The following is a 20,430-nucleotide window of genomic DNA, read 5'->3' as shown; positions in this document are numbered from 1 at the left end:
ATGGGGCGATGCCTGCGCCGTTTCGTTCCAGGGTGAAGACCACGGCGGCTGCCGCGCTGGGTCTGCTCACCGCAGTGGGACTGGTGACCGGATGCACCCTTTCAGAACCGGAATCGTCGGCGACACCGGCCGACGCGCTGTCCGTCACCGTTGTTCGCACGCTTCCCCACGACCGGACGTCGTTCACCCAGGGGCTCGAGATCTCCGACGGAGAACTGTACGAGAGCACGGGTCGCAACGGAACGTCCTACGTTCGCGTGAGCGACCTCGACACAGGCGAGATTCTCCGGCAGGTCGACCTGTCCTCCTCGTACTTCGGTGAAGGCATCACCGTCACCGACAGCACGGCCTGGCAGATCACCTGGCAGGACGGTGTCGCGTTCGCCCGCGACCCGCTGACTCTCGCCGAACGCACCCGCGTCGACTACGACGGTGAAGGGTGGGGCCTGTGCGAAGCGACGGACGGTTCGTCGCGCCTGATCATGAGTGACGGCTCGTCGACGCTGACGTTCCGGGATCCGGTGACGTTCGACGTCACCGGCGAGGTCACCGTCACTCAGGACGGTGACCCGCTGTCCGACCTCAACGAGCTCGAGTGCGCCGAGGACGGTTCCGTGTACGCGAACGTGTGGAAGACGTTCGACATCGCGCGGATCGATCCGCAGACCGGCGCAGTCACGGCGACGATCGACGCCCGGCCGCTGTGGGACGCGATGACCGACGAGGAGCGGGCCGGAGCCGACGTCCTCAACGGCATCGCACAGATACCGGGCACCGACCGGTTCCTCGTGACCGGAAAATTGTGGCCGACGATGTACGAGGTGGAGTTCACGTGAGTCGGTGTACTCGCCCATCCGACTTTCAGTGCAGAATTGATCTGTGACCGATCCCCGTGATTCCGACGCCCCCGCGGGTGAGGACCACCCAGGGTTCGACAATTACCGGCCGGCCCCCCGCGCCGCGAGCCGGCGTACCCCGTTGCCTCCTCTGCACCCACCGAATCCCCAGCCTCATGCCGATCAGCCGCAGGCGCAGAAACCGCAAGCGCAGAAACCGCAGGGACCGAAGCCGCCTCCGATCCCCCGAAAGCTGACGGTCACCCGGGTCGCCGCGATGCGCAGCCGAGAACTGACGGGCAAGGGCATCGCGACGTTCCAGCGCGCAGCGAAAGCCGACGGAGCCGACAAGTCCGGCCTGACGGCGCTGACCTACGCGACCATGGCCAACTTCGCGTCCGACGCTGCCATTGCCGTCGCCCTGGCCAACACGTTGTTCTTCTCCGCCGCAACCGGCGAGGACAAGCTGAAGGTCGCGCTCTACCTCGTCATCACGATCGCACCGTTCGCCGTCATCGCGCCGCTGATCGGACCGATGCTGGACAGGTTGCAGCACGGTCGTCGCATCGCGCTCGCCACCTCGTTCGGTCTGCGGACGGTACTGGCGGTGGTGCTGGTGTTCAACTTCGACAGTTGGGTGCTGTACCCGGCCGCACTGGGAATGTTGGTACTCAGCAAATCCTTCGCAGTGCTCAAATCCGCGGTGACGCCGCGCGTACTTCCACCCGAAATAGACCTCGTGAGGGTCAACTCCCGGCTCACGGTGTTCGGCCTCATCGGCGGCACCATCGTCGCGGGCGGAATCGCCGCCGGAATCGCGTTCGTCGCAGGCTCCCCCGGTGCGCTCTGGTTCGTCGCTGCCATCACGGTGTTCGGTGCATACCTCAGCATGCGCATCCCATCCTGGGTCGAAGTCACCGAAGGCGAAGTCCCCGCAACCCTGAGCTACCACGGCGACGACGCCCAGACGGAAGTGATCCGACGCGGCCGAGCCGAGGAAACACCGTCGGCTACGCCTGCGAAAGCGCGGCGTCAGCCTTTGGGCAAGGCAGTGATCATCGGGCTCTGGGGTAACGGAACCATTCGAATCCTGACCGGTTTTCTGACGCTCTACGTGGCTTTCGTCGCGAAAGCGCAGACCGAACACGAGCCGATCAAGCAGGCAGCGATGTTGGGCCTCGTCGGCGCCGCAGCCGCGATCGGCAACTTCGCCGGCAACGCGGCAGGCGCACGGATCAAACTGGGCAGGCCTGCCATCGTCGTTCTCCGGTGCACCACCGCGGTCACCATCGGCGCGATCGTCGCGGCGATCACCGGCAGTCTGCTGACCGCCGCACTTGCCGCGCTGATCGCCTCCGCGGCGAGCGCACTGGCCAAGGTCTCGTTGGACGCGTCACTGCAGTCGGACCTGCCACCGGAATCCATCGCCTCCGGATTCGGTCGATCCGAGACCGTACTCCAGCTCTGCTGGGTACTCGGCGGAACCATGGGCGTACTGCTGCCCACCGAGTTCTGGCTCGGTTTCACCGTCGTGTCGGTGGTGCTTACGGTCGGCCTGGTCCAGACCTTCCTCACCTACCGTGGGAAGTCGCTGCTCCCCGGATTCGGGGGCAACCGACCCGATCACGCAGAACAGGTAATCCCCGACGCCGTCGGACATCCGTCCGCCGCGACCAGTACGAACAGAACGTGAGCACAGTGAATTTCGCACCGAAGACCAAGAAGATACTGGCCATCGGCACCGTCGGCCTCGTAGTCGTCGCAGTTGCGTTCGTCGCGGTTCTCGCGCTGCTCGTCAAGGATGCACCGTCGCATCGGCCGACAGTCACCGCATTCGCCGACGGTAGAACCGTCGTCGTCGAGCCGTACCTCTACTGCCCAGTGAACGAACCGCTGTGCGACACCGACGGCACCAGCGCCACCGTTCCGGTGCGCGAGGGCCACCCGTTGCAGCTGTCGTTGCCCGGTGAGATCACCTCGGCGCCCTGGATCCTCGCCGCGGTCTACGCGGACGGCGACGGAGCCGTCGAGTCGGACACCCTCTACCTGCCCGACGAGAAGCTGGGCATGACGGTCCAGCCCCTCGACGACGAGGGCAGGGAGTTGCTGGGCGTCGAAATTCGACTCCCGTCGGGCGTCATCGACTCCGACACTCAGCAGGAGGAGATCATCAGCCACGCGATCTGGTCGATCGCGACCAAGACCGACTGATCAGCTGTCGAGCTCACGTGCGACGGCACGGACGACCTCGGAGATCTTCTGGGCGGTCTTGCGGTCGGGGTACTTGCCTTTGCGCAGCTCCGGCTGAATGGTGGCCTCGAGCAGCGTGATCATGTCCTCGACCATTCCGTGCAGCTGGTCCGGGGTGTGCTTGCGCTCGACATGCTCGCGCCGACCCTGTGTGTTCTGACGCACGGTCGGCGCCGGTTCGAGGACCTTGAGACTGAGCGCCTGAGGTCCGCGGCGGCCTGCGGCCATGCCGAATTCCACGCGCTGACCTGCCTTGAGGCCGTCGACACCTGCGGGGAGCGCAGACGAGCGAACGTAGACGTCCTCACCTTCCTCCTGAGAGAGAAAGCCGAATCCCTTGTCGACGTCGTACCACTTCACCTTGCCGGTAGGCACTGCGCTCACCCGTCCATTTGTCTCGATTGTTGTTGCTGGCACAAAATTTCGCGCCCCGCACGATCGGCGAGACGCGAATACGACAGTCTACCGCGACTACGCCGGTGCAAGCACCTGGGTTTCTTCCCCGTCGAGCGACTACCGTCGTGCAGTGTGACCGATCGACGACCCCGAGCCGGCTCGGCTCTGCTGCGCGTAGCACTCGTTCTTTTCGTTGCCGGACTGGTTGCCATCGCGGCGATCTTTCTGGTTCCGGCAGTGGGCGGAAACGAGCCGCCGTTGTGGCTGTACCTGACCGCGATGATCGCCGCACCGCTCGGCTTCGTGCTGGCGCTGGTGTTCGCACTGTTTTCCGGCCGACGAGCACGATAGACGGGAGTACCGACCATGCGTCCGATACTGAACATCATCTGGCTGATCTTCGGCGGGCTGTGGCTCGCACTCGGCTATTTCGCAGCGGGGATCATCTGCTGCATCCTCATCGTCACGATTCCGTTCGGAATAGCGTCCTTCCGAATCGGCGTCTATGCACTGTGGCCGTTCGGCAAGACAGTCGTCGAACGTCCGACGTCCGGCGTCGCATCGGTGATCGGCAATGTGATCTGGCTGATCGTCGCCGGTGTGTGGCTCGCCATCGGACACATCGCCACTGCTTTCGCAATGGCCATCACCATCATCGGGATTCCGCTGGCGATCGCGAACCTGAAGATGATTCCGATCTCTCTGATGCCACTCGGCAAGGACATCGTCGACGCCTGATCACTCCAGCCCCTCCCGCCCCAATCCGGATGGGTGTGACTTCCATCACATAACAGTGGGGTAACGGAAGGGCAACGGACGGACGTCGTCGCGGTGCCGAAGCCTCTAGCTGCAGATTCGTTCGTTACCGAAAATCGGACGCGAGCACGCCGCGCGACGGCTCGAAAAAGCAACAGTTACCAAATGGTGACACTCCACGGGAACTTCAGTACGGTCAGTGGCGGCTGAGAAACTTCGGCCGAATCCGTTCCCGCAGCGCCAAACCTCGTCCCGCGGAAACGGACCCCCACCAAGAACACCCAGGGGACGAGGACGGGGGACCCACACGTCCTCTCGGATAACCGGAACGCTCCGCTCCCGCGGAACATTCCTTGGGGTGAAGCCCGACAATCCTGCAGCGGTCTCGCTGCCGGGAACGCCGGGCCGGGCTACCTCTCAGCCCGAACCCGACAGCTGACCTCGCAGGCGCCTGTGGAGAGGATTCGAAGAAAAGTATGAGCGGACGTCATCGCAAGCCGACCACCACCGGCCGCACCGTCGCCAAGGTCGCCGTCACCGGCGCCATCATGGGCACAGCGGGCATCGCCTTCACCGGTACCGCCACCGCAGCTCCCGACTCGGATTGGGACCGTCTCGCTCAGTGCGAGGCAGGCGGCAACTGGGGCATCAACACCGGCAACGGTTTCCAGGGTGGTCTGCAGTTCTCCCCCAGCACCTGGAACTCGCACGGCGGCCAGCAGTACGCAGCCACCGCGAACCAGGCCAGCCGCGAAGAGCAGATCGCGGTCGCCGAGAAGGTTCTCGCATCGCAGGGCTGGAACGCATGGCCCTCCTGCTCCTCGAGCCTCGGCCTCAGCAGCGCACCGTCCGAGCGCAGCGTTCCCGCCTCGCCGAAGTCCGCTCCCGAAGCACCCAAGCTCCCCGACCTGACGTCCATCCCGACGGTCGACGGCTCTGCCGAGGTCATCGACGGCATCACGAGCGCCGTGCAGACCTTCACCAACGACCCGCAGATCGCCTCGATCATCAAGGACGCGACGCAGGGCATTCAGCTCGACCCACAGCTGGTCGAGTTCTACCAGGCCAACAAGGCGTTCCTGCCTCAGTAAGGCACACCGCCGGTACGAGAAAGGCCCCCGAGACCGTTGGTCTCGGGGGCCTTTCTCGTCTGTTCGTATCGGATGTGTCAGCGGTTGACGACGGTCACAGGGTGCGCGTAGGGCAGGTCCTCCACGGGCAGCGGGAACTCGGTCTCCTCGCCGTAGGGCGACAAGCCTCCCGATCGCGTGGACGACAATTCCGTCACCGCATGGTCACCGCGCGCGGTTTCCGGCCAGCCTGGATCGACATAGGGCTTCTTCGACTTGTTCACCATGCGCCCATTTTGACACCTGCGCTGCGGCATACACCAGTCCAGGTCACTAATCTGATACGTGATGACCGATAAAGCAGCGCCACCGGACCTCGCCACGTGGCTGGAGTCCCGCTCCGATTCCGAACTCGTCGGCTTTCTCACGCTGCGTCCGGACCTGACGGTGCCACCCCCGTCGACCATCGGTGTTCTCGCCGGCCGCGCCGAGCAGCGCGCGTCGATTCTTCGCAGCGCCGACTCTCTCGACACGCTCGCGCTGACTATTCTCGAGCTTCTCTCGATCGAGGGTGCGGGTGATCTTCCCGTGTCCCGCGCGCGTCTCGACGACGTGATCGACAAGCGTGCCACCGCCAAAGCCGTCGATCGGGCGCTGACGGCGCTGGGTGAACGCGCTCTGGTCTGGGGCACACGAACACTTCGGATGGCTCCCGCGGCACCGGACGCCGTGCCGTGGCGAATCGGCCGCATCCTGGATGCCGACGACTCACTCACGCCCGAGCGCGTCACCGAAGCGCTCGCCGGTATCGAGTCGAGCGAACGTGGCCTCCTCGAGACTCTCGCGAGGTCTTCTCCCGTCGGTCGAACCCGCGATGCCGCGCCGGGCACGCCGCCGGACCGCCCGGTCCAGAAGCTGCTGCGCGCCGGGCTGCTGACGTGGCTGGACGAGCAGACGGTCGAGCTTCCGCATCAGGTGGGTCAGGCGCTGCGTGGCGAGCCGATCTCCGATCCCACCTCACTGACACCGCCCAAGCCGGCGACGACCAAGTACACGGCGGCCGACGTCGACGCTGCTGCGGCGGGCGAATCGCTCGAGCTGATCAGGCACTGCGCTGCGATCATCGAATCCTTGGCGGTCGCACCCGCCCCGGCGCTGAAGGCCGGCGGTCTCGGCATCCGAGAGCTCAAGCGCATCACCAAAGCGACGGGTCTCGACGAGAACCAGGTGGGACTGCTCGTCGAACTCCTTGCGGCCGCAGCACTGATCTCCAGCGGCACCCCCGATCCCCTTCCCTCGAACGACTCCGGCGACGACTACTGGGCGCCCACCTCCGCTGTCGACGCCTGGACGACGGCAACGCCTGCAGCGCGCTGGCACGCCCTGGCGTCGGCGTGGCTCGATCTACAGCGTGCACCGTGGCTCATCGGTATGCGCGATTCCAACGACAAGCCCGTCGCCGCGCTGTCCGAGGAAGTTCGTTCGCCTGCAGCCCCGCGCGACCGTCGCACGATCCTCGAGTTCCTGGCCGATCTGGGCGCCGGTCGATCGGTGACGCCCACCGACGTCTCGCGTGGACTCGGCTGGAAACGTCCACGGGCAGCGGCCAGGTTCGCGATGCGCCCGACGCAGAAAATGATCGACGAAGCCACGACGCTCGGCATCGTCGCCCGCGGCGCGCTGTCGTCACCGGGCAAAGCGCTGTTGCACGGCGGCGACGCCGAAGCCGCCATGCGATCGGTTCTCCCGAAACCGATCGACTACATCCTCCTCCAGGCCGACCTCACTCTGGTGGCGCCGGGACCTCTCGAACCTGATCTGAACGATCGGATCGAGCTCGTGGCCGACGTCGAGTCGGCAGGCGCGGCGACGATGTACCGGATCACCGAGGACAGTCTGCGCCGAGCTCTCGACGTGGGCATGAGCGCGGCCGAGCTGCACAGTCTGTTCACCACGCACTCCCGTACCCCGGTTCCGCAGGGACTGAGCTACCTGATCGACGACGTCGCCCGGCGCCACGGACGACTCCGGGCGGGTGTCGCGTCGTCGTTCGTCAGGTGCGAGGATCCGGCTCTGCTGGCCGAGGTTCTGGCCTCCCCGGCGAGCGAACAGTTGGCGCTGCGCGCGCTCGCTCCGACGGTTGCCATCTCTCAGGCGCCCCTCGCCGAAGTCATGAACGTTCTCACCGCGGCGGGTCTTGCACCCGCAGGCGAGGATTCCAACGGCGCCATCGTCGACCTCCGCAGCCGCGGTGCGCGCGTCCCGGTCCGCAGAACCCGGGCTCAGTTCCGCAGCCCGGCCGTACCCACCGACGAGCAACTCGCCCGGCTCGTCACCGAACTGCGAGCGGGCGAACGCGCCTCCCGGGCGGGCGGTCACACCGTGCGTTCCGACGGAACCCGCGCGACAGGGACCGCGACGCTCGCTCTGCTCCAGACGGCGCTGCAGGTGCGGCGAAGCGTGACGATCGGCTACGTCGATGCCCAGGGCACCGCGTCGAGGCGCGTCGTGGATCCGGTGGCGATGGGTGGAGGCCTGCTGGAGGCATTCGACCCCGCCACCGGTGAAGTACGCCGCTTCACGCTGCATCGCATCACCTCGGTGGCTCTCGTCGACTGACGTGAGTGGCAATGCAGTTCCGCTCACATGCGCGGGCGGCACGTTATGTGGACAATGGAACAGTTGCGCATTTTCGATGCGCATCAGGCGCGCTGCGCCGAAGAGTTCTGTAGGAGGAACACGTGACCGATGGGCCTTTGATCGTCCAGTCCGACAAGACTCTGCTGCTGGAAATCGACCACCCGCAAGCCGGTGAAGCGCGCGGCGCCATCGCTCCGTTCGCGGAGCTCGAACGAGCGCCCGAGCACGTACACACCTATCGCATCACCCCGCTCGCACTGTGGAACGCGCGAGCAGCGGGCCACGACGCCGAGCAGGTCGTCGACGCACTCGTCAACTACTCGCGCTACGCCGTGCCGCAGCCGTTGTTGGTGGACATCGTCGACACGATGGCTCGGTACGGCCGCCTTCAGCTGGTGAAGAGCCCGATCCACGGACTCTCGCTCGTCAGCCTGGATCGCGCCGTCCTCACCGAGGTCATGCGACACAAGAAGATCGCGCCGATGCTCGGCGCCAAGGTCGACGAGGACACGGTCATCGTCCACCCGAGCGAGCGCGGGCATCTCAAGCAGATGCTGCTGAAGATCGGCTGGCCCGCCGAGGACCTCGCCGGGTACGTCGACGGCGAAGCGCACCCGATCGATCTGGATCAGGAGGGCGGCCACTGGTCGCTCCGCGACTACCAGGAGATGGCCGCGGATTCGTTCTGGGCCGGTGGCTCGGGCGTCGTCGTTCTCCCCTGTGGCGCCGGCAAGACGATGGTCGGTGCCGCTGCGATGGCCAAGGCCAAGGCGACGACGCTGATCCTCGTCACCAACACCGTCGCAGGCCGCCAGTGGAAGCGCGAACTGATCGCACGCACCTCGCTCACCGAGGAGGAAATCGGTGAGTACTCGGGCGAGCGCAAGGAAATTCGCCCTGTGACCATCGCCACCTATCAGGTCATCACTCGTCGCACCAAGGGCGAGTACAAGCATCTCGAGCTGTTCGACTCGCGCGACTGGGGTCTGGTCATCTACGACGAGGTCCACCTGCTTCCGGCGCCGGTGTTCCGCATGACGGCCGATCTGCAGTCCCGTCGTCGCCTCGGCCTGACCGCGACCCTGGTCCGTGAGGACGGCCGCGAGGGCGACGTGTTCTCGCTCATCGGCCCCAAGCGATACGACGCTCCGTGGAAGGACATCGAGGCGCAGGGGTGGATCGCGCCCGCCGAGTGCATCGAGGTTCGCGTCACGCTGACCGACGCCGAGCGCATGGCGTACGCGGTGTCGGAACCGGAAGAGCGATACAAGCTGTGCTCGACGGCGCACACCAAGATCGCCGTGGTGAAATCCATTCTGGCGAAGCACGAGGACGCGCCGACGTTGGTGATCGGGGCCTACCTCGATCAGCTCGACGAATTGGGCGAGGCCTTGAACGCCCCGGTCATTCAGGGGTCGACCAAGAACAAGGAACGGGAAATCCTGTTCGACGCCTTCCGCAAGGGCGAGATTCAGACCCTCGTGGTCAGCAAGGTCGCGAACTTCTCCATCGACCTCCCGGAAGCATCCGTGGCAGTGCAGGTTTCGGGAACCTTCGGATCACGCCAGGAGGAAGCGCAGCGACTGGGACGCCTCCTTCGGCCGAAACACGATGGCGGACAAGCGCATTTCTACTCCGTCGTGTCCCGAGACACCCTCGACGCCGAATATGCTGCGCACAGGCAACGATTCCTCGCCGAGCAGGGATACGCGTATCGCATCACCGACGCCGACGACATGCTGGGGCCTGCGATCTGAGCTGCAGGCGTGCTAATAATGGGCAGGTGCGCCGATTCGATTTTCCCGTAGACGTTGCCCACGCCAACTCGGTGAACGAGACCATGGGCGACGTCCGGCGGCTCCGTGTCTCCGCCGTCGTCACCGCGGTCGTGTTGATCGCCGCCGCCGCGTGGTTCTTCTGGTTGGCGCATCCGTGGTCCTACATTCTGGGCGCGGTGTTCCTGATCACGGCGGCGACGTCCTTGTGGGTGACCGTCTGGGCGCCGCGCAAGGTCGGCACCGTCGAGGACCTCTACGCCGAAGGAGGGCTGGTGCCCGCCGTCATCGCGGAGACGCGTGCACGCGGCGTCACCCTGCTGGCGCTGATCGACATCGCCAAGCCCGACGCGGGCGCGTCGCACTACGCCCTCGTCACGCGCAGCATCCGATCGCTGCCCGGCCACGAACTGGTCGAAGGGGAACTGGTTCCGTCTGTCTCGGTCCTGTCGGATCGCAGCAAGAACGCGATCAGCGACACCTGGCAGATGGTCGCCCCGATGCCCATCGCCTGGGGCACCACGGACGCATCGGTGATCGAGCGCGCTACCGCGGCGATCAGCGAAGCGGAATGGGCTCTGCTGGTCGCCAACATCGGCCTGTCCCCCAAGGTTCGTCAATCCGACAACCAGCAGCTCCTGGTGGATCCGCACGACTTGCCCGACGAACTGCGGTAGCGCACCGCCGATCAGGACAGGGCCGGAATTACCTCGCGCTCGAACAGTTCGATGCCGGAACGGTCGTAGGCGGCTTCCGGGAAATAGAAGATGCCGTACGCGAGCCCCTTCTCCTTCAGCGCCGTCAAATTCTCGACGATCTGCTCCGGCGTGCCGACACCGGGAAGACCACGGAACGCGTCGAGCGCCGCATCCGCCTTCTCGGCCCCCACGTACTGCGTCAGACGCGCCTGAAGCTGATCCAGCCTGTCCTTCACTTCTGCTTCCGTGGTCCCGATCGCGACGTTGTAGTTGGACGAGCGCACGATCGAGTCGAAATCGCGGCCGACGGCGTCGCAGTGCCCCTTCAGCAATTCCGACTTACGCGTGAACCCTTCCGGGGTGCCGTCGAAGTTGGTGTAGTCGGCGTACTTCGCCGCGATCTTCAGCGTGACCTTCTCGCCGCCGCCTGCGATCCACAGAGGGATACCGCCGTCCTGTACCGGTTTGGGCCACACCCGAGCACCATCGACCTGGAAGTACTTCCCGTCCAGCGTCGCTTCTCCGGTTTCCCAGGCCTGCTTGAAGATCTGCACACCCTCGTCGAGTGCACCCAGACGCTGCCCGGCGGGAGGGAAGCCGTATCCGTATGCCCGCCACTCGTGCTCGTACCAGCCCGCACCGATGCCCATCTCGACGCGGCCGGCCGAGATCAGATCCACCGTCGCCGCAACTTTCGCCAGATACGCGGGATTGCGGTACGCCATCGACGTGCACATCTGCCCCAGACGGATGCGCGACGTCGTCGCCGCGAACGCGGACATCAGAGTCCAGGCCTCGTGCGTAGCCTCGTCCGTCGGCTCGGGAACGGTGTGGAAATGGTCGTACACCCACAAGGATTCCCACGGTCCGGCGTCGGCGGCGGACGCGAGATTCCGCATCACGTCCCACTGCGCCGCGGGGTCGATACCGACCAGGTCGAGTCGCCAGCCTTGAGGAATGAAGAGTCCGAATCGCATGACCGGAATCCTACCGATCGAGTAGGAATCACACCCCTCGACCGACAGCGCCGATGACGGGGCGACCGCGATGCCCGAAATGTGACACCAGCTACGCTGCAGGAATGTCCGCGGAGTATCAGAGCCGAACCGTCGAGCGACTACGCCCGTTCGGATCCACCATCTTCGCCGAGATGACCGCGCTCGCCGTGTCCACCGGAGCCGTCAACCTCGGACAGGGTTTCCCCGACACCGACGGACCCGCGTCGATGCTCGACGCCGCGAGAGGCGCCATCGCCGACGGCTTCAACCAGTACTCACCCGGGCCCGGATTGCCCGTTCTGCGCGAGGCCGTCGTCGCCGACAGGCAGCGGCGTCTGAGTGTCGAGTACGACCCGGCAACCGAAGCGCTGATCACCGTCGGCGCCACCGAGGGCATCGCAGCCACCATCCTCGGACTGGTCGAGCCCGGCGAAGAGGTCCTGCTCATCGAGCCGTACTACGACTCCTATGCAGCTGCCATCGCGCTGGCCGGCGCGCGTCGCAAGACCGTCTCGTTGGTACCGGACGGCACCGGATTCGCTCTCGACACCGACGCCTTGGCCGCCGCGATCGGCCCGAACACGAAACTGCTCGTGGTCAACACACCGCACAACCCGACCGGGACCGTACTCACGCACGCCGAGCTGACGCGGATCGCCGAAATCGCCTGCGAACACGATCTTCTGGTCCTCACCGACGAGGTCTACGAACGACTGACCTTCGACTCCCCCGACTCGTCCGGGCGGTCGACGAGATCCACCCATACATCGCTCGCGTCGCTTCCTGGGATGTTCCAGCGCACGGTCACCGTGTCCAGCGCCGCAAAGACGTTCAACGCCACCGGCTGGAAAACCGGCTGGGCCCTGGGACCACGTGAGCTCATCGATGCAGTGCGCGCCGCCAAGCAGTTCATGACCTTCGTCGGCGGAACTCCGTTCCAGCCGGCCGTCGCACACGCCTTGAATCACGAGGACGCATGGGTGGAGAATCTTCGCACGTCCTTGCAGGCAAAACGAGATGTTCTGTCCTCCGCACTCACCGCCGCCGGGCTCGACGTCAAAGCAAGCGACGGAACCTATTTCGTGTGTGCGGACATCTCGTCGGTGGGCGGAGTCGACGCGCTGCAGTTCTGCCGAACCTTGCCGGAAAGGATCGGGGTCGCGGCCGTGCCGGTCAGCGCCTTCGTCGACGATCCGAGGCCCGCCTCCGGGCCGAGCAACTGGACGACGCTGGTGCGATTCGCATTCTGCAAGAAGGACGACGTGCTCGCCGACGCCGCGTCCAGGCTCCTCACGCTGTGATCGCATGAGTGCCCGTACGATTCCTGCCGAGTTCATCGCCAAGGCGGTCGTCCTCGCCGAGAGCGGCGGCGTCGACCTGTCCTACCCGATAACGATCGCCGGGATCGACCGGTCCTCGCTGAACGATCCGAGCAAGCGACTGACCGCCGAGCAGGTCACGCTGTTCACCCAGGCTGCATGGCAGGTCACCGGTGACGAACTGTTCGGACTCGCGTCGATGCCGCTGCGGCGCGGCAGTTTTCGAGTCATCTGCCTGACCTTGATTCACTGTCCCGACCTCTCCGCAGCCTTGAACCGCATGTCCGAAACGACCCGAGTACTGTCCGGAATGCCCCCGATGCTGATCACGGGCGATGACTCGACGACGCGTCTGACCATCCCCCCTGCCGACAACAGTCACCTGCCCGAGCAGGCGCGGGCAGCTGCGGGTCGACTGCTCACAGATTTTCGGATGGTCCTGGTACACCGTTTCGCTGCTTGGCTCATCGGAGGACGAGTCAAACTGCATTCAGTCGAACTACCGTACGACCTCGACGATCCGTCCACCGGCAAGCTCTACGACCGAATGTTCGGCACGAGAGTCACTTTCGGAGCCGAGGTAGCCGCTCTGGAATTCGACAATTCAGCGATGCGAGCACCCATCGTGCAGACCGAGGACACCCTCGCCGAGTACCTCCGCGAATCCCCCAACCTCCTGTTCACCGCCCGCGACTACGACAGCACCGCGTCCGCACAAGTCCGCCGGGCACTCGAACTCGGCCTGCAGGGCCAGGCACCCGGCACCGACGACATCGCGGACATGTTGACCGTCAGCACCGCCCATCTGCGTCGCCTACTGCGGCAGGAAGGTACCTCCGTCAACCAGATTCGTGAGGAGGTCCTACGGGACGCCGCCGTCTCCGGACTGAGCCGCGGCGACTCGGTGGACGACATCTCCAACAGGCTGGGCTTCTCCGAACCCTCCGCGTTCCGCCGAGCCTTCAAACGCTGGACAGGGCAAACCCCCGGCGCCTACCGCTGACCCTCCCTGTCAGGACACGCAGAACTCGTTACCCTCGGGATCGGTCATGGTGATCCACGTGCTCGGACCGACCTGACCACGGTGCGAGATCGCGGCCCCGGCGTCGACCAGCTTCTGAGCGATGGCCTCGCGTTCGTCACCGACCCTGATGTCGAAGTGAAGACGATTCTTGACCGTCTTCGGCTCGGGAACGAGTTGGAAGAGAACACGCGGGGTTCCGGGAGTGTCCGGATCGAAGATCGCCGCGCCGATCTTCCAGACCAGGTTGCCCTCGAACACCACGGCGTCCTCCCGCCTGGCGTGACCCGCCGCGATCAGTCCCTCGATGAATGCACTGTCCGTGGGTTCGACGATCCATCCCAGGGCCTCGGCCCACCATTTCGCCTGCTCATGAGGCTTCCCACTGTCCACCGTGACCTGAAATTCGTATCCCATGTGCACACGATAGGCCGATGCACCGACACGCATACGCCGGTCAGGCGACGTTCTCCGCAGCCGCGTTCAACGCAGACGCAATATCGTCCAGAACGACGGGAATGGTCAGCACGGTGAGTCCACCGAACGCGAAGTTCTTCTCCACCGAGAAGCTTTCGGTCGAGGCGGTTCGTCCATCGGCGACGACGGGCAACTCGGCGATGACCGGTTCCGCCAGGAACGCGGCGAGTGACGGCTTGTCGTACGCGACGACGAAGAGGACGTCCGATGCGATCGCCGACGCCTTCTCGTAACTGAGGTCGAAGTACACGGCCTCGGCGTCGTCTGTCGGATCGGACTGCTGAATCGACTCCTCGTTGACCAGACCGAGTTGCTCGAGGAACTCCACTCGCACGTCGTCGTCCTTGCTCACCGAGAACACACCGGGCTCGTTCGGCAGGGCGACCGTGATCGACTTGTCCTTCAGCGCGGGGTATTTCACCGCGACCTCCGCGATGTTCTTCTCCGTATCCGCGACGACCGCGGCCGCTTCGGCCTGCTTGCCCAGGGCCTCGCCTGCAATCGTCACCTGCTCTTGCCACGAGGCGGTCCACTGTCGCTCCGGATAGGCGACGACTGGCGCGATCTCAGAAAGCGCGTCGAACTCGGCCTGGCTGATACCGGAGTAGGGCGCGAAGATCAAGTCGGGTTCGGCCAGGGCGAACTGTTCGATCGGGGCCTGGCCGGTGCCGTCTCCAGCCAACAATGTGGGAGTCGCGGCGCCGAGTTCACCGAGAGCGGTTCGATCCCACGGCAGCACGCCCTCGGCGTCGGCGCCGTAGCTTTCACCGACGAATGCTGGCATCGCGACCGGCACCACACCCAAGGCCAGCAGAGCATCCTGGTTGGACCAACCCCAGGTGGCAACGTGAGTCGGGGCCGAGTCGATGGTGGCGCTTCCGAGAGCGGAGTCGATGGTGACAGGAAACGAACCCGCCGCCGCGGCCGACCCGGTCGCTGCCAACGTCTCGGTGTCGGCCGACGAGTCACCGGAATCGGTACTGCATCCGACCAGCGCCGTTGCCATCGACGCAGCAACCAGGAACGCGGTGATACGACGCGTCGGCGAACCTATGTACATCGACAGGACCCTCCGAGAGTTGGTTTAGGTTCACTAAAGTAGCACGCCAGGAAGGGTCACCTAACCTCGTAACAGCCACCTCCTTATGGGTGGAACATACGTTCGAAAACCGCTACGCTGTGCCGATGAGCGTGGAACTTCAGGGCTCGCTGTTCACCGATGACGAGGAGCAGTTCGGCCCCCTCGGATCGACCGTGAGCAGGCGGGCACTGTCGAACGGCGCATGGGTGGACGTGCGGCCGGGGTGGGTCGGTTCGATCGACTTGTTCGCCCGTCTCGTCGACGGGGTGGACTGGCGGGCAGAGCGGCGTCAGATGTACGACCGTGTGGTCGACGTACCTCGCCTGGTGCGGTTCTACTCCGACTCCGAACCGTGGCCGGACTCGTCGTTGAACGAAGCCAAGACCGCTCTCGACGCACACTACGGCCCGGAGCTGGGCGAGACGTTCACGACAGCCGGATTGTGTTATTACAGAGACGGATCCGACAGTGTGGCGTGGCACGGCGACAACATCGGCCGCAGCGCCACCGAGGACACGATGGTCGCCATCGTCTCGCTCGGCGCCACCAGGCAACTGATGCTGCGCCCCCGTGGAGGCGGAACATCGCTGAAATTCACACTGGGACATGGCGATCTGATCGTCATGGGCGGCTCGTGTCAGCGCACCTGGGAGCACGCCGTTCCCAAGAGCACCCGCGCGACCGGACCACGCATCAGCGTGCAGTTCCGGCCGCGCGGTGTCCGCTAGCCGCGACGAGTCTCGACGGCAGCAGCCAGCACATCGAGTTGTGCCGCAGTGGTGTCCCAGTCGAGGCACGCGTCGGTGATGGACTGGCCGTAGGTCAGGTCCTCCTTGTGTCCGAGAGTCAGATCCTGACGGCCCGCGACGAGGAAGCTCTCGAGCATGACACCGACGATGCCGTGCTCACCCTCGCCGAGGCGTCGGGCAACGTCGGTGACCACGTCGACCTGCTTGTTGTGGTCCTTGCGGCTGTTTCCGTGGCTGGCGTCGATGACGACGCGCTCGGGGAGCGACGACTTCCGCAGACGCGCGACCGTATCGGCGACGGATTCTGCGTCGTAGTTCGGTCCGTCGGTGCCGCCGCGCAGGATGACGTGGCAGTCCGGGTTGCCGGTGGTGCGAATCAACGCGGCCTGGCCGTCCAGATCGGTGCCGGGGAAGACGTGACTCGACGCCGCCGCACGGGTGCCGTCGACCGCGACCTGGATGTCGCCCTCCGTCGAGTTCTTGATGCCGACGGGCATCGACAGCGCACTGCACAGTTGCCGGTGAACCTGGCTGGCCGCCGTCCGGGCTCCGATCGCGCCGTAGCTGACCAGGTCCGCGATGTACTGCGGCGTGATCGGGTCGAGGAATTCACACCCGACGGGCAGTCCGAGCGCGGAAATGTCGACCAACAGCTGACGCCCCACGCGCAGTCCGGAATTGATGTCGAACGAGCCGTCGAGGTGCGGATCGTTGATCAGACCCTTCCAGCCCAGCGTCGTACGCGGCTTCTCGAAGTAGACGCGCATGACGATGTGCAACCGATCGCCCAGCTCGGACGCTTTCTCGGCGAGCTTGCGCGCGTACTCCATCGCAGCCTCGGTGTCGTGCACCGAGCACGGCCCGACCACCACGATGAGACGGTCGTCCGCGCCGTTCAGAATGTCGACCACACCGGCGCGGCCGCGACGAACCGTCGACGACACCGCGTCGTCGGCGGCGTGCTCACGTCGTAGTAACGACGGCGCCACCAGCGGGCTGATGCTGATGGTGCGCTGATCGTCCAACGACGTATCGGTAGGGGTGACAGCTGTAGTCATGAGAAATCCTTTTCGATTCTCAGACCGGCCCTCGGAGAGCTCCACGCACGCTTCGAGCCGGTCTGCATCCGGCTCGTGGGGTGGGGTCTCAGCGCATGGCGTCGCTGGCTGACCCACCCGGGGCCGGCCTGCTAAACCAGAAATACGTGCGCTGCATGGAACAGACGGTAGCACGCCTGTCCCCGGGGGCATGCGCGGCACTATGCTCATGCGTGCAGTTGGTTCGCCCAGCGGTCGTGAGGAGCCCCGAAGACCACGGACGGCGACGCAAGAGGGAACCCGGTGAGAATCCGGGACTGTCCCGCAGCGGTATGCAGGAACGACCGCCGTCATATGCACTGGAGAAGCCTCTCTGGGAAGCGACGGCCAGTAGGTGCGGCCTCCACCCGAGGACCGCGTGCTTGCGAGTCCGAATACCTGCCTTCTGTGCTGCGCACGCCGTGCGCAGCGGTTCACCGCCCCGTGGAATGGGCGAGTCGACCTGCAGCTGGTGTACGTACATGGGCTCGGTCGTCTCGCGCGCTCGGTGGTGATCCACCCACGTGTGACGTACATGGAGAAATGCCAGTGACATTCGAATTCACCGCCACGATTCTCGGTTCACCCCGGATCGGACCGCGACGCGAGCTCAAGCGCGCAGTCGAGTCCTACTGGGCAGGCACGATCGACGCTCCCGCACTGGAATCGGTGGCCAAGAGCCTCCGTGAGGACACCTGGACGGCGTCGAAGAACGCCGGTCTGGACTCGATTCCGGTGGGCACGTTCAGTTACTACGACCAGGTTCTGGACACGGCGGTCATGTTGGGGGCGCTTCCCGAACGCGTGCTGGGCATCGAGAGCGAACTCGATCGCTACTTCGCGGCCGCTCGCGGCACCGAATCTGTTGTGCCTCTGGAAATGACGAAGTGGTTCGACACCAATTACCACTATCTGGTGCCCGAGATCTCATCCGACACCACGTTCACCCTGCACCCCGAGAAGATCCTCGGCGAGCTGGAAGAAGCGCGGACGCTGGGCATTCCGGCACGACCGGTTCTGGTCGGCCCGGTGACGTTCCTCCTGCTCTCCAAAGCCGTCGACAGCACTGCGCCGCTCCTGGACCGCCTCGAGGAGATTCTGCCGCTCTACGCAGACCTGTTGACGCAGCTGGCCGGCGCAGGAGCCGAGTGGGTTCAGATCGACGAACCCGCGTTGGTCGCGGACCGGACGCAGGACGAGATCTCCTCGGCGAAGCGCGCGTACGACTTCCTCAGTGCACTGGAGACCAGGCCGGCGATCCTGTTGGCGTCGTACTTCGGTGATCTGGGCGACGCGCTCCCCGTGCTCGCATCGACCGGCATCGAGGGGTTGTCGATCGATCTGACCGCACCGGGCACCGTGGAGCAGCTCGCTTCGGTACCGGCTCTGGTGAACAAGCGCATCGTCGCGGGCATCGTCGACGGCAGGAACATCTGGCGTACCGATCTGGACAAGGCTCTGGCCACGCTCGCCAGTCTGCTCGGTAGCGTGGGCGCCCTCGCGGTGTCGAGTTCCTGCTCACTGCTCCACGTTCCGTACACGCTCGACGGTGAGACCGACATCGTGGACCCACTTCGCTCCTGGTTGGCCTTCGGTTCCGAGAAGATCTCCGAGGTGACCGTGCTGGCGCGTGCGTTGAGGGACGGAACCGATTCCGTCGCAGCCGAATTGCAGGAGTCGCGCGCCGCGCTCGCGAGTCGTCGCACCGACCCGCGCCTGCACGACGCCGCCATCCGCGCCCGGCTCGCCGCAGGTGTCTGCGTCGATCGCAGCCCGGCCGACGAGCGACGCCCGGCCCAGGCCTCGCGGCTGAACCTGCCGTCCTTGCCGACGACGACGATCGGCTCCTACCCGCAGACCACCCGGATTCGCGTCGCCCGCGCTGCCGTACGCAGGGGGGAGATCGACGACGCCGAGTACGTACGTCGTATGCAGTCGGAGATCGCCGACGTGGTTGCGCTGCAAGAGAACATAGGTCTCGACGTTCTGGTGCACGGAGAGCCGGAGCGCAACGACATGGTGCAGTACTTCGCCGAACAACTGAACGGTTTCGCAGCGACGGCGAACGGGTGGGTGCAGTCCTACGGATCGCGGTGCGTCCGCCCGCCGATTCTGTTCGGGGACGTCAGCCGAAACGGTGCGATGACCGTCGACTGGATCACGTACGCACAGTCTCTGACCGATAAGCCGGTGAAGGGAATGCTCACTGGACCGGTCACGATCCTGGCCTGGTCGTTCGTCCGCGACGATCAGTCGTTGGCCGACAGTGCCGATCAGGTGGCGCTCGCAATTCGCGACGAGACGGTGGATCTGCAATCCGCGGGTATCCGCATCGTGCAGGTCGACGAGCCCGCACTGCGGGAGCTTCTTCCTCTACGCGGCAAGGACAAGGCGACTTACCTGGCGTGGGCGGTGCGGGCGTTCAAGCTCTCCACGTCCGGTGTCGCGGATTCCACTCAGATCCACACGCATCTCTGCTATTCGGAGTTCGGTGAGGTCATCGACGCCATCGTGGCACTCGACGCCGACGTCACCTCCATCGAGGCAGCGCGGTCGCACATGGAAGTCTTGGATGATCTGGGCGCTGTCGGTTTCGACCTCGGAGTGGGGCCCGGGGTCTACGACATTCACTCACCTCGAGTCCCGAGCGTCGACGAGATCACCGATTCCCTGCGAGAGGCACTGAATTCGGTTCCCGCCGAGAGGTTGTGGGTCAACCCGGATTGCGGGCTGAAGACACGCGGAACCGTCGAGGTCGAGGCGTCGCTGCGCAATCTCGTCGAGGCCGCGCGCGCCGTTCGCTAGCTCTGGCGTCGATCCTCCGGTGAGCGGCGAAGCGCATCGTTCACTTTCGCGAGGATCGGCACGGCGTCCTCCACTGCCCGACGCTCGGCGGCGGAGAGCTTCGCGATTTCGGCCGACAGTACCTCGATCCTGCGGTCGGCCCGGCGTTCGCGTCGGGCCGCCCGTTCGCCGTTCACCCGGAGCACGACGGCTCGGCCGTCGGCCGGATCGGGGTGCCGGTCGACCAGGCCCTTGTCGACCAGTGTGCGCACCAGCGTGCTGACGGTGTTGGGGCGAAGTCGCAGTCTGGCGGCCACGTCACCGATCCGACTGTCCGGGAACGCCAGGATCGTTCGGACGACTTCGGCTTGTGCGAGCGGCAGCGTTTCGTCGGTACCGGAGGTGTCCAGGTGGAGCCGAAGAACGCGGCGTAGGCCGAATGCGACCTCGAGAAGGCCGCGGGCGACGTCGTCATCGGGGTGGCTCATGCCACAGAACTATATC

General features: G+C 65.3%; 20 protein-coding genes and 2 riboswitches. Of the genes, 13 read left to right on the top strand and 7 right to left on the bottom strand.

Translation table 11 applies throughout. The annotated features are described in order from the left end of the window. Positions 1-8 precede the first annotated feature (8 nt). Genes ACFULT_RS06345 through ACFULT_RS06335 form a run of 3 tightly spaced genes read left to right on the top strand, consistent with a single transcriptional unit; the run spans position 9 to position 3,047 of the window. Positions 9-836, top strand: a complete 828-nt coding sequence (locus ACFULT_RS06345) for a glutaminyl-peptide cyclotransferase (RefSeq protein ID WP_094719477.1) — start codon at positions 9-11, stop codon at positions 834-836. A gap of 43 nt (positions 837-879) precedes the next feature. Continuing rightward, positions 880-2,529: an MFS transporter gene (locus ACFULT_RS06340; protein ID WP_170945149.1), complete on the top strand. Its 1,650-nt coding sequence runs from the start codon at positions 880-882 to the stop codon at positions 2,527-2,529. Continuing rightward, positions 2,526-3,047: a DUF2771 family protein gene (locus ACFULT_RS06335; protein ID WP_020111521.1), complete on the top strand. Its 522-nt coding sequence runs from the start codon at positions 2,526-2,528 to the stop codon at positions 3,045-3,047. Before ACFULT_RS06340 ends, ACFULT_RS06335 begins: the two co-directional genes overlap by 4 nt. Here ACFULT_RS06335 and ACFULT_RS06330 read toward each other — a convergent pair whose 3' ends face one another. Next, a complete protein-coding gene (locus ACFULT_RS06330) occupies positions 3,048-3,461 on the bottom strand; it encodes a cold-shock protein (protein ID WP_019667303.1) in 414 nt (137 codons plus the stop codon). Between the two features lie 153 nt (positions 3,462-3,614). Between ACFULT_RS06330 and ACFULT_RS06325 the strand changes: the two genes are divergently transcribed. From ACFULT_RS06325 to ACFULT_RS06315, 3 genes are all read left to right on the top strand, one after another. Beyond that, entirely contained in the window at positions 3,615-3,833 is a 219-nt protein-coding gene (locus ACFULT_RS06325) for a hypothetical protein (RefSeq protein WP_037103577.1), read from the top strand. 15 nt (positions 3,834-3,848) lie between these two features. Beyond that, complete coding sequence (locus tag ACFULT_RS06320) at positions 3,849-4,220, top strand: YccF domain-containing protein (RefSeq protein ID WP_037145213.1); 372 nt, start codon at positions 3,849-3,851, stop codon at positions 4,218-4,220. A 246-nt stretch (positions 4,221-4,466) separates the two neighbouring features. Then, positions 4,467-4,704, top strand: a riboswitch (cyclic di-AMP (ydaO/yuaA leader). Positions 4,705-4,714: 10 nt separating this feature from the next. Then, positions 4,715-5,329 (top strand): transglycosylase family protein, encoded by a 615-nt coding sequence (locus ACFULT_RS06315; protein WP_037103573.1) that lies wholly within the window; start codon positions 4,715-4,717, stop codon positions 5,327-5,329. A 77-nt stretch (positions 5,330-5,406) separates the two neighbouring features. On the opposite strand, the gene ACFULT_RS06310 is transcribed toward ACFULT_RS06315, so the two are convergent. Then, positions 5,407-5,595, bottom strand: a complete 189-nt coding sequence (locus tag ACFULT_RS06310; RefSeq protein ID WP_037103571.1) for a hypothetical protein — start codon at positions 5,593-5,595, stop codon at positions 5,407-5,409. A 61-nt stretch (positions 5,596-5,656) separates the two neighbouring features. Between ACFULT_RS06310 and ACFULT_RS06305 the strand changes: the two genes are divergently transcribed. The 3 genes from ACFULT_RS06305 to ACFULT_RS06295 all read left to right on the top strand — a co-directional run bounded on the left by ACFULT_RS06305 (position 5,657) and on the right by ACFULT_RS06295 (position 10,400). Continuing rightward, on the top strand, positions 5,657-7,927 hold the full coding sequence (locus ACFULT_RS06305) for a helicase-associated domain-containing protein (RefSeq protein ID WP_094719479.1): 2,271 nt from the start codon (positions 5,657-5,659) through the stop codon (positions 7,925-7,927). A gap of 122 nt (positions 7,928-8,049) precedes the next feature. Continuing rightward, a complete protein-coding gene (locus tag ACFULT_RS06300) occupies positions 8,050-9,705 on the top strand; it encodes a DNA repair helicase XPB (RefSeq protein WP_037103566.1) in 1,656 nt (551 codons plus the stop codon). A 26-nt stretch (positions 9,706-9,731) separates the two neighbouring features. After that, positions 9,732-10,400 carry a DUF3239 domain-containing protein gene (locus tag ACFULT_RS06295; RefSeq protein ID WP_378480956.1) on the top strand — a complete coding sequence of 223 codons (669 nt, stop codon included), beginning with the start codon at positions 9,732-9,734 and terminating at the stop codon, positions 10,398-10,400. Between the two features lie 11 nt (positions 10,401-10,411). Here ACFULT_RS06295 and ACFULT_RS06290 read toward each other — a convergent pair whose 3' ends face one another. After that, positions 10,412-11,398 (bottom strand): LLM class F420-dependent oxidoreductase, encoded by a 987-nt coding sequence (locus ACFULT_RS06290; protein ID WP_037103563.1) that lies wholly within the window; start codon positions 11,396-11,398, stop codon positions 10,412-10,414. A gap of 104 nt (positions 11,399-11,502) precedes the next feature. Between ACFULT_RS06290 and ACFULT_RS06285 the strand changes: the two genes are divergently transcribed. Together ACFULT_RS06285 and ACFULT_RS06280 are read left to right on the top strand one after the other, a co-directional pair. After that, positions 11,503-12,720, top strand: coding sequence for a pyridoxal phosphate-dependent aminotransferase (locus tag ACFULT_RS06285; protein ID WP_094719480.1), 1,218 nt, complete (start codon positions 11,503-11,505; stop codon positions 12,718-12,720). 4 nt (positions 12,721-12,724) lie between these two features. Continuing rightward, positions 12,725-13,741, top strand: coding sequence for an AraC family transcriptional regulator ligand-binding domain-containing protein (locus ACFULT_RS06280; RefSeq protein WP_378480955.1), 1,017 nt, complete (start codon positions 12,725-12,727; stop codon positions 13,739-13,741). A gap of 9 nt (positions 13,742-13,750) precedes the next feature. Here the strand turns inward: ACFULT_RS06280 and ACFULT_RS06275 are convergent, their stop codons facing one another. Both ACFULT_RS06275 and ACFULT_RS06270 read right to left on the bottom strand, forming a co-directional pair. Continuing rightward, positions 13,751-14,176, bottom strand: coding sequence for a VOC family protein (locus tag ACFULT_RS06275; protein ID WP_378480954.1), 426 nt, complete (start codon positions 14,174-14,176; stop codon positions 13,751-13,753). Positions 14,177-14,216: 40 nt separating this feature from the next. Next, positions 14,217-15,296, bottom strand: a complete 1,080-nt coding sequence (locus tag ACFULT_RS06270) for an ABC transporter substrate-binding protein (RefSeq protein ID WP_378480953.1) — start codon at positions 15,294-15,296, stop codon at positions 14,217-14,219. Positions 15,297-15,421: 125 nt separating this feature from the next. On the opposite strand from ACFULT_RS06270, the gene ACFULT_RS06265 reads away from it, so the two are divergent. Next, positions 15,422-16,045, top strand: a complete 624-nt coding sequence (locus tag ACFULT_RS06265; RefSeq protein ID WP_378480952.1) for an alpha-ketoglutarate-dependent dioxygenase AlkB — start codon at positions 15,422-15,424, stop codon at positions 16,043-16,045. Here the strand turns inward: ACFULT_RS06265 and ACFULT_RS06260 are convergent. Then, positions 16,042-17,124, bottom strand: coding sequence for a 3-deoxy-7-phosphoheptulonate synthase (locus ACFULT_RS06260; RefSeq protein WP_037103555.1), 1,083 nt, complete (start codon positions 17,122-17,124; stop codon positions 16,042-16,044). The genes ACFULT_RS06265 and ACFULT_RS06260 overlap by 4 nt on opposite strands. 202 nt (positions 17,125-17,326) lie before the next feature. Then, a riboswitch (cobalamin riboswitch) is annotated at positions 17,327-17,564 on the top strand. A 127-nt stretch (positions 17,565-17,691) separates the two neighbouring features. Between ACFULT_RS06260 and metE the strand changes: the two genes are divergently transcribed. Then, a complete protein-coding gene (metE, locus tag ACFULT_RS06255; RefSeq protein WP_378480951.1) occupies positions 17,692-19,947 on the top strand; it encodes a 5-methyltetrahydropteroyltriglutamate--homocysteine S-methyltransferase in 2,256 nt (751 codons plus the stop codon). Here metE and ACFULT_RS06250 read toward each other — a convergent pair. Continuing rightward, a complete protein-coding gene (locus ACFULT_RS06250) occupies positions 19,944-20,414 on the bottom strand; it encodes a MarR family winged helix-turn-helix transcriptional regulator (RefSeq protein WP_378480950.1) in 471 nt (156 codons plus the stop codon). The genes metE and ACFULT_RS06250 overlap by 4 nt on opposite strands. Between the last annotated feature and the right edge of the window lie 16 nt (positions 20,415-20,430).

This window comes from Rhodococcus sp. NPDC057297, assembly GCF_042667435.1.
GTDB lineage: Bacteria > Actinomycetota > Actinomycetes > Mycobacteriales > Mycobacteriaceae > Rhodococcoides.
This window is presented reverse-complemented; position numbering and strand designations above follow the sequence as displayed.

What these genes read in the sequence shown, in the direction of transcription:
- ACFULT_RS06275 (WP_378480954.1), bottom strand. Translation starts at nt 14,176, where the DNA reads ATGGGATACGAATTTCAGGTCACGGTGGACAGTGGGAAGCCTCATGAG.
- ACFULT_RS06265 (WP_378480952.1), top strand. Translation starts at nt 15,422, where the DNA reads ATGAGCGTGGAACTTCAGGGCTCGCTGTTCACCGATGACGAGGAGCAG.
- ACFULT_RS06305 (WP_094719479.1), top strand. Translation starts at nt 5,657, where the DNA reads ATGACCGATAAAGCAGCGCCACCGGACCTCGCCACGTGGCTGGAGTCC.
- ACFULT_RS06280 (WP_378480955.1), top strand. Translation starts at nt 12,725, where the DNA reads ATGAGTGCCCGTACGATTCCTGCCGAGTTCATCGCCAAGGCGGTCGTC.
- ACFULT_RS06285 (WP_094719480.1), top strand. Translation starts at nt 11,503, where the DNA reads ATGTCCGCGGAGTATCAGAGCCGAACCGTCGAGCGACTACGCCCGTTC.
- ACFULT_RS06310 (WP_037103571.1), bottom strand. Translation starts at nt 5,595, where the DNA reads ATGGTGAACAAGTCGAAGAAGCCCTATGTCGATCCAGGCTGGCCGGAA.
- ACFULT_RS06270 (WP_378480953.1), bottom strand. Translation starts at nt 15,296, where the DNA reads ATGTACATAGGTTCGCCGACGCGTCGTATCACCGCGTTCCTGGTTGCT.
- ACFULT_RS06260 (WP_037103555.1), bottom strand. Translation starts at nt 17,124, where the DNA reads ATGACTACAGCTGTCACCCCTACCGATACGTCGTTGGACGATCAGCGC.
- ACFULT_RS06315 (WP_037103573.1), top strand. Translation starts at nt 4,715, where the DNA reads ATGAGCGGACGTCATCGCAAGCCGACCACCACCGGCCGCACCGTCGCC.
- ACFULT_RS06290 (WP_037103563.1), bottom strand. Translation starts at nt 11,398, where the DNA reads ATGCGATTCGGACTCTTCATTCCTCAAGGCTGGCGACTCGACCTGGTC.
- ACFULT_RS06250 (WP_378480950.1), bottom strand. Translation starts at nt 20,414, where the DNA reads ATGAGCCACCCCGATGACGACGTCGCCCGCGGCCTTCTCGAGGTCGCA.
- ACFULT_RS06345 (WP_094719477.1), top strand. Translation starts at nt 9, where the DNA reads ATGCCTGCGCCGTTTCGTTCCAGGGTGAAGACCACGGCGGCTGCCGCG.
- ACFULT_RS06320 (WP_037145213.1), top strand. Translation starts at nt 3,849, where the DNA reads ATGCGTCCGATACTGAACATCATCTGGCTGATCTTCGGCGGGCTGTGG.